The organism is Pseudomonas edaphica (genome assembly GCF_005863185.1).
GTDB classification, from domain to species: Bacteria; Pseudomonadota; Gammaproteobacteria; order Pseudomonadales; family Pseudomonadaceae; genus Aquipseudomonas; species Aquipseudomonas edaphica.
In genome coordinates this window covers 1-7658 of record NZ_VBVZ01000290.1, presented here as the reverse complement: position 1 = coordinate 7658, position 7658 = coordinate 1, and the positions used below count along the sequence as shown (strand labels likewise).

Sequence of the window (7658 nt, the reverse complement as noted above, 5' to 3'; positions counted from 1 at the left end):
CAACTGCCGCCAACCCTTGTCCGCCTCCCACACCCGCACCTGCACATCACTGACCCCGCTCAACACCACAACCCCGCCTTTGGCCGCCGGCAACGGAAAGCGCTCCCGCGCAGGCGCCGCCGCACGGTATAGGCTGTCGCCCTTGAGCCACCAGCGCACGCGTTGCAATCCATCTCCGGCCACCGGTGCACTGCGAATCACCTCCAGCGTAAAACCCTTGCTGTCGGAGCTGCGCACCGTCACGGCGGCCAACCCGGCAGGTTTGGCGGTGTCGTCTTCGGTTGGGCCAGGCGCGCTCAGTTCCACGCTGGCGCGCAGGCTGACATCGCGTTGCAGCTGGTTCAACGCCCGCAACAGCGCTTCTGTCTGCTCCGTGCTGGCCTGCAGGTGCTGGTCGGCGCGGGTCACGCTGTCGAGCCCACGCCAGGCGATCAGGCTGACCACCGCCATCAGCATGATCGCCACCATTACTTCGATCAGGGTGAAGCCTTGCTGGGATGGGTTCATGGTTGAGTCACCACACGCATCAGCCCGGCCGCATCGCGCTGCAGGCTGAGGCTGTATTGGCCATCGGACAGCACCACGCGCACCGGCGGGCTGATCCATTCGGCGTCGAGTACGAGCACCCGCCCGGGTTCGATTGAGACCTGCATCGGCGTGTGTTCCCACGGGCGCGGGCGCAGTTGGCTGTCGCCCTTGAAGGTCTCGATACCTGAACCGTCATCACTGCGGCGGTTGAAGCCAAAGCCCTTGGCGTCGGCGCGCCAGGTGATGGGGCGCCCGTCCGCACGGGCTTCAGCCTGGGCCACTTGCAGCAGTTGGCTCAGGCGTTCGGCATCCTTGCGTAGCAGGTGCAGCGGGTCGGGCTTGATGGTCAGGCTGATGGCGGCACTGGCAATGCCGATGATCACCAGCACCACCATCAACTCGATCAGAGTAAAGCCTTGCTGTTTCATCGCCCGACTCCTGAACAACTGGTGAGCTTGTGAAATAAAAACGTGCGAATTGGCCTGTAGGCTGAAAGCACGCACAGACAGGAGGTCCCGCTCATGGCATTTGCTCTTCGATTTTCGCCCGCCCACGGTGTGCAGGCGCTGGCCTTGTTGGCGGCCCTGGCCGGGGTGGCGGTGTGGACGCCGTTGCTGCTGACATCCGCCGAGTCCCACACGCCCCAGGTCGCGCCCCAGACGCTGGCGGCGCGCAGTGACAACCCGGCGTTGCAGTGGTTTGCCAGCGCGCCCTCGGTGTTGCAGGTCAAAGTCTCGGGCGTGCTCGCCGGCGCGCGTGGCGCGGTGGCGATCCTCAGCCTTAACGATGGGCCGCCGCGCAGCTTCCTGCTCGGCGAGCGTTTGAGCCCCGGTGTGCGGCTGACGGCCATTGAAGGTGATGGCGTGGAGATCGAGCGCGGCGGCGAGAAGCTGCGCGTCAACCTCGACAAGTTGCCGGACGCGCCCGCATTACCGTCACTCACTCGGCCATGACCTGGGTCGCCAGACGCGCCAGCGGCGGCGCTTCGCGGCTGGCATCGAGCACCAGCAGGCTGACCTGAAACAGGCGACCCTCGGCGTTGATGGTCTGCTCACAGCGCAGCTTCAGTCGGCCCTGGTCACAGTCGAAGGTCTTTTTGCCGCTGCGTAGCTGTCCGCCCAACCGCAGCTCCGCCAACCGACTTTGTCCGGCCAGCAACGCGATGGATTTGTCGCGCAGCAGGCCGTTGCTCTGGGTCATCAACCCGGCCACGCGCACGGCCGCCGCCATGGCCACAGCAATGATCGCCAGCGCCACCAGCACTTCAATCAGGGTAAAGCCTTGCTCCTTGCGGCGGCTGTACATGGCGCTCTCAAAGCCGGGAAACAGGCCCGCAGACTAGCGCCGGCAGTTGACCGATTAGCGACCAAACCTCCCGAGGATTTTCAATACGACTGACATGTGTTCTTGCAACACTGCGCCACGAAATGCACCCAAGCCAAGGAATGTCGAGATGGAAATCGCGCCCCTAACGTCCCCATTGCCAGGCCCGCGCGGCCAACGTGGCTTCACCTTGATCGAGATCATGGTGGTGGTGGTCATCCTCGGGATTCTGGCGGCGATGGTGGTGCCCAAAGTGCTCGATCGGCCCGACCAGGCACGGGCCACGGCGGCCAAGCAGGATATCGGCGGGTTGATGCAGGCGCTGAAACTCTATCGGCTCGACCACGGCAGCTACCCAAGCATGAACCAGGGCTTGAAAGTGCTGGTAGAACGCCCGGCCGACGCCAAGAACAGTAACTGGCGCGCCTACCTGGAGCGCCTGCCCAACGACCCGTGGGGCAACCCTTATCACTACCTCAACCCCGGCGCCAATGGTGAGGTCGATGTGTTCTCCCTGGGTGCCGACGGCAAACCGGATGGCGACGGCGTGAATGCCGATATCGGCTCCTGGCAGTTGTAAGGCCCGCCATGAACAGGCATTCGCCCGCAGCGGCGAAGCAGCGCGGCATGGCGATTATCAGCGCGCTGCTGATCGCGGCGGTGGTGGCGGTGATCGCCGGCGCCATGCTCACACGCCAGACCGTCTTCACCCGTAGCCTTGAGGCCGAGCAGCAGCGCGTGCAGGGCCAGTGGCTGTTGCTGGGCGCGCTGGAACAGAGCCGCCTGTTACTGTGGGACGCGCGTAAAAAGGATGTGTTGACCCGCCTCGACCAGCCGTGGGCACGCGCCCAGGGCGGTGTGTTTGAAGGGCGGCTGGAGGATGAACAGGGCAAGTTCAACCTGCGCAACCTAGTCAATCGCCAGCAACAAGATGACGAGCAATTGCAGCACTTCGAGCGCTTGTGTCGGCTGATCGGCGTCGACCCGGCCCTGAGCCGTCGCATCAGCCAGCGGGTAATCGGCTCCTATGACCAGCGCGTTGTACACAAAGGCGCGTCGGATGAGCGGCTGCCGGCTAAATACCCGATGTTGCGCAGCCTCGATGACCTCAGTGGTATTGAAGGCATCGACCCACAGGTGCTGCGGCGCCTGCACGCTTTTGTCAGCGTGCTGCCCGGCAACACCTGGGTCAACGGCAATACCGCCAGCGCCGAAGTGCTCAGCGCGGTGGTGCCGCTGCTCAGCCTGTCCCAGGCCCAGGCGTTGGTGGCCGAACGCGACAGCGGGCGCTGGTTTATCAACCGTGGCGACTTTGTTAACCGTCTGCGCATGCCCCAAGTGGCGATGGATTCGGTGCAGGTGGGTATTACCAGCGAGTGGTTCCGTTTGCAGGGCCAGGCCCGTCGCGAGCAACGCCGAGTGACGATCGAGGCGTTGTTGCACCGGCCCGAAGACCGCCAGCCGCAGGTGATCTGGTCGCGGGTGGGTGTATGAAGCGTTTGCGCATTGGCTTGCCGCCACTTGATCAACTGACGGTCGACAGCCCGGTGAACTTTGCCTGGCTGGACGCTGGCAGGGTGATCGCCGAGGGCCGCGAAAGCCTGAAGCAATTGGGCAAGCCCCGCCAGCCAGTGGACTGCTTCCTGCACCCGCGTGACAGCCTGTTGACCAGCCTGGAGTTGCCGCCATTACCCGCCGCCAAAACCGCTGCCGCCGTGGCCTGCGCCGCGCAGGCATTGATTCTTGGGCCAATCGATCAGATGCAGGTGGCTCACGGCCCGCGTGGCAGCGACGGTCTTGTGCAGGTGGCCTGGGTGCCCAAGGCCGGGCTGGCGCAACTGAGCCAGGTACTGGCGCAGGTGCCGCTCAAGCTACGCGGCCTGTACCCGGCGCCGTATGCCTTGCCGGTGGCCACGGCGGCGCTGGACGATGGGCATTTGCTCACGCGACATAGCCTGCAACAAGCCACCGTGCATCCACTGGGGCAACACGCCCTGGATCAAACCCTTGATGTGCAGTTGGTCGAGGCCGCGCAGCGCTGGAGCGGCGCAGTGCCCGCCTGGGGTTTGCAGGGGCAGTTCAATCAACGTGCTACCGGCGGCTGGGGCAGGGCGCTGGCCTGTGCGGCGCTGGCCGTCGTTATCTGGACCGTTGGCCTGAACCTGTACGCCGCCCGCCAGGCCGAAGAAGGCCAGCGGCTGAAGGCGCTGATGAGCCAACAGGTGCGCCAGGCCTTTCCCGAGCTGCCGGTGATCCTCAACCCTCTGCAGCAGGTGCGCCAACAGTTGGCGGCGCGGCAAAGCGGGGCGGCGGCTGATCCCGGCCAACGCTTTACCAGCCTGCTGCAACTGGCGGGCAGCCACTTGCCGTTTATGGTCGGCAGTGTCGACAGCCTGAGCTTTGAGCAGGGCCGTTTGCACCTGGGCCTGTTGGCCGACAGCCATAGCCCGGCGGCGCAAGGCGACTGGCAGGCGGCGTTGGCGGAAGCCGGTTTTGCCGCGACCCGTGATGAGCAAGGTTGGACCCTGGGGCCGGCAGACAACACCGTCACCCCGGAGGAGGACGACGATGAATAAGTGGCAGCAGATGCGCAGTCAGTCCCAGGTGTTCTGGACTGGCCTGGCCGTGCGTGAAAGACGCATGTTGGCCGGTGCCGGGCTGATCCTGGCGAGCCTGCTGACCTGGCTGGTGCTGGTTCAGCCGGCGCTAAAAAAAATCGACTATTGGCAGGTCGAAACCCCGAAGCTGCGCTCCCAGGCCGAAGCCTTGCAGGTGCTGTTGCAGGGCGTCGCGGCGCCGCGTCAGGCGGATGAAACCGCGCTGCGCCAAGCCCTCGACGGCGCCGGCCTGCAAGGTCATTACCAACTGCAGGCGCTGGCTCCTGGTGGCTGGCGGCTGACCTTCGAGAAGGCCCCGGCCGACCTTGTGGTGGACTGGCTGCTGGGTAACCCCCGTTCGTTTTCTTTGGAAGTGTCCGAGGCACGCTTGCAACGCGCCCCGGATACCGTCGACAACTCGGCCGGCACTGTGTCCGGGACCGTTCGCATGGATCAGGCGCTTGGCGCTAAGGAAGCTTCATGAAGTGGTCAGTCCCCAACTCCGCGCCTTTTCGCAAAGTCGCGCCGCTGCTATTGCTGGCCCTGAGCGCGTGCAGTAACCCGCAGTCACCCAAGCCTTTGCTGGTGGACAGCGAGCTGGGCCAGCCATTGGCCGACACGCGGCGCGGCGGCGAAACCGTGCTGGACCGCCAGCGCGAACCCGCGCCGGCCCCCCGCGTGCAGCACCCGGTGACCAACAGCGCCCGTGGCCATGCCCCGGCGGTGCTCAAGGCGCGCAACCCGCTGGGTGACCAGCCGGTACAGCTGAATTTTGTGGACGCCGATATCCAGGCGGTGGTGCGTGCCTTGTCCCGCGCCACCGGCCAGCAATTTCTGGTGGACCCGCGTGTAAAGGGCAACCTCACGTTGGTCAGCGAAGGCCAGGTGCCGGCGCATCAGGCCTACGAGATGCTGCTGGCGGCGCTGCGCATGCAGGGCTTCAGCGTGGTGGATGTGGGCGGCGTCGCCCAGGTGGTGCCCGAGGCCGATGCCAAGCTGCTCGGCGGGCCGATCTACAGCGCCGGCAGCAGCGGCATGCAGACGCGTACCTTTCGGCTGCAATATGAAAATGCGGTCAACCTGATTCCGGTGCTGCGTCCCATTGTGTCGCCGAATAACCCGATCAACGCCTACCCCGGCAACAACAGCATCGTCATCACTGACTATGCTGAAAACCTGGCGCGGGTGGCGCAGATTATCGACGGCATCGACACGCCCAGCGCTATCGACACCGATGTGGTGAAGATCCAGAACGGCATCGCCGTCGATATCGCGGCCATGGTCGCTGAATTGCTGGAAACCCAGGGTGCCGACCAGACGCAAAAGATCAACGTGGTGGGCGACCCGCGTTCCAACTCGATCATCATTCGTTCCGGCAGCCCCGAGCGCACAGAGCTGGCGCGTAACCTGATCTACAAACTCGACAATGCCCAGAGCAACCCGAGCAATATGCACGTGGTGTACCTGCGCAACGCCCAGGCGGGCAAGCTGGCGCAGTCGTTGCGCGGGCTGTTGACCGGTGAGAGCGAGTCCGGGGTCAGCGATGAGGCCCGTGGCAAACTCAGCTCGATGGGCGGCGGCTCCCAGAATAACCAGGGCAGTAATACTCAGAACAGCAGCGGCGCGCCCACCGGCAGTGGTGTGCAGTCGTCGGGCTACGGCCAGTCGAGCAGTTCGGGCAGCAGCGCCAACAGCAGCACCCCCAGCGATCAGAACACTGCGTTCAGCGCTGGTGGTGTGACGATCCAGGCGGACGCTACCACCAACACCTTGCTGATCTCCGCGCCCGACCCGCTGTACCGCAACCTGCGCGAAGTGATCGACATGCTCGACCAGCGCCGCGCCCAGGTGGTGATCGAAAGCCTGATCGTTGAAGTCAGCGAAGATGACGCCAGTGAGTTCGGCGTGCAATGGCAGGCAGGCAATCTTGGCGGCAAGGGCGGTTTTGGCGGCGTTAACCTGGGCGGCAGTGGGCTGGTCACCACCGGCAAGACCAGCATTGATGTGTTGCCCAAAGGGCTGAATATCGGCTTGGTCAACGGCAGCGTGGATATTCCGGGGATCGGCAAGGTGCTCGACCTCAAGGTGCTGGCCCGCGCCCTCAAGAGCAAAGGCGGCACCAACGTGCTGTCCACGCCGAACCTGCTGACCCTGGACAACGAAGCAGCGAGCATTTTTGTCGGCCAGACCATTCCGTTTGTCACCGGCAGTTATGTCACCGGGGGCGGCGGCACCAGCAACAACCCGTTCCAGACCGTACAGCGCGAAGAGGTGGGGCTGAAGCTGAACGTGCGGCCGCAGATTTCCGAAGGCGGCACGGTGAAGCTGGATATTTACCAGGAGGTCAGCAGCGTCGACACGCGCGCCTCGGTGGAGGCGGGCACGGTGACCCAAAAACGCGCGATCGACACCAGTATTTTGCTGGATGACGGGCAAATCATGGTGCTCGGCGGGTTGCTGCAGGACGGCTATAGCCAGAGCAATGACGCGGTACCGTGGCTGGCGGATATCCCTGGGTTGGGGGCGCTGTTTCGCAATGAAAAGCGCAGCGTCACCAAGACCAATCTGATGGTGTTTTTACGCCCCTACATTATTCGCGACAGTGGCGCTGGGCGCAGTATCACCTTGAACCGCTATGAATTCATGCGCCGCGCCCAGGGCGGGTTGCAGCCGGAGCACAGTTGGGCGCTGCCGGATGTGCAGGCGCCGCAGTTGCCTTCGGTGGAGAAGGCGATTCCCGGGGCGCAGCAGCAGGGGCCAAGGGCGGTGATTCGGGCAGTGCCGGTTTCGCAGGTGCGGCCGTGATCTACCTGAAGTATGAAGATCAAACTGTGGGAGCTGGCTTGCCTGCAATGGCGGTGGGTCAGTTGAACATTTTTCAGCTGAAAGTCCGCTATCGCAGGCAAGCCAGCTCCCACATGTACGGTGGTGTATGAGTTTGCTCCCCTACGTCTGGGCCAAATCCCAGCGCATCCTCCTGCGCCCCGGCGATGAAGGCAGGGTGCTGACGGTTTGCCCCTCAACCCCCGGCTGGTCGATCAGCGAGGTCCAGCGCCAGTTCGGCCAATCACGCCTGGAGCATGTGCGCGACGACGAACTCGACGGCCTGCTCACCAGTGCCTATGCCGACACCGGCAGTGCGGCGGCGGTGGTTGGCGCGGCTGAGAACGAAGTCGACCTCGACCGCCTGATGCAGAACATGCCCGAAGT

9 protein-coding genes and 1 pseudogene are annotated in these 7658 nt (G+C 64.4%); 7 read left to right on the top strand and 3 right to left on the bottom strand.

The window, feature by feature from the left end; translation table 11 throughout:
- On the bottom strand, positions 1 to 507 hold a 507-nt coding region (locus FEM54_RS18930; RefSeq protein ID WP_138452449.1), incomplete at its 3' end, for a PulJ/GspJ family protein.
- Positions 504 to 956: a type II secretion system minor pseudopilin GspH gene (gene gspH, locus FEM54_RS18925; RefSeq protein WP_026013888.1), complete on the bottom strand. Its 453-nt coding sequence runs from the start codon at positions 954 to 956 to the stop codon at positions 504 to 506. The genes FEM54_RS18930 and gspH, both read right to left, overlap by 4 nt.
- 93 nt (positions 957 to 1049) lie before the next feature.
- On the opposite strand from gspH, the gene FEM54_RS18920 reads away from it, so the two are divergent.
- Positions 1050 to 1481 (top strand): type II secretion system protein N, encoded by a 432-nt coding sequence (locus FEM54_RS18920; protein WP_138452447.1) that lies wholly within the window; start codon positions 1050 to 1052, stop codon positions 1479 to 1481.
- On the opposite strand, the gene gspI is transcribed toward FEM54_RS18920, so the two are convergent.
- Complete coding sequence (gspI, locus tag FEM54_RS18915) at positions 1468 to 1833, bottom strand: type II secretion system minor pseudopilin GspI (RefSeq protein ID WP_017139657.1); 366 nt, start codon at positions 1831 to 1833, stop codon at positions 1468 to 1470. The two genes, FEM54_RS18920 and gspI, sit on opposite strands and share 14 nt — an antisense overlap.
- A gap of 148 nt (positions 1834 to 1981) precedes the next feature.
- Between gspI and gspG the strand changes: the two genes are divergently transcribed.
- From gspG to FEM54_RS18885, 6 genes and pseudogenes are all read left to right on the top strand, one after another.
- Positions 1982 to 2431, top strand: coding sequence for a type II secretion system major pseudopilin GspG (gene gspG, locus FEM54_RS18910; RefSeq protein ID WP_017139656.1), 450 nt, complete (start codon positions 1982 to 1984; stop codon positions 2429 to 2431).
- A gap of 8 nt (positions 2432 to 2439) precedes the next feature.
- Positions 2440 to 3345, top strand: a complete 906-nt coding sequence (gene gspK, locus FEM54_RS18905) for a type II secretion system minor pseudopilin GspK (RefSeq protein WP_171045867.1) — start codon at positions 2440 to 2442, stop codon at positions 3343 to 3345.
- A complete protein-coding gene (gene gspL, locus FEM54_RS18900; protein ID WP_099549246.1) occupies positions 3342 to 4427 on the top strand; it encodes a type II secretion system protein GspL in 1086 nt (361 codons plus the stop codon). The genes gspK and gspL overlap by 4 nt, the downstream gene beginning before the upstream one ends.
- On the top strand, positions 4420 to 4932 hold the full coding sequence (gene gspM / locus FEM54_RS18895) for a type II secretion system protein GspM (protein ID WP_138452444.1): 513 nt from the start codon (positions 4420 to 4422) through the stop codon (positions 4930 to 4932). Before gspL ends, gspM begins: the two co-directional genes overlap by 8 nt.
- Complete coding sequence (gspD, locus tag FEM54_RS18890) at positions 4929 to 7253, top strand: type II secretion system secretin GspD (RefSeq protein WP_138452442.1); 2325 nt, start codon at positions 4929 to 4931, stop codon at positions 7251 to 7253. The genes gspM and gspD overlap by 4 nt, the downstream gene beginning before the upstream one ends.
- Positions 7254 to 7380: 127 nt before the next feature.
- Positions 7381 to 7658, top strand: a pseudogene (locus tag FEM54_RS18885) (type II secretion system protein GspE); the annotation flags it as partial.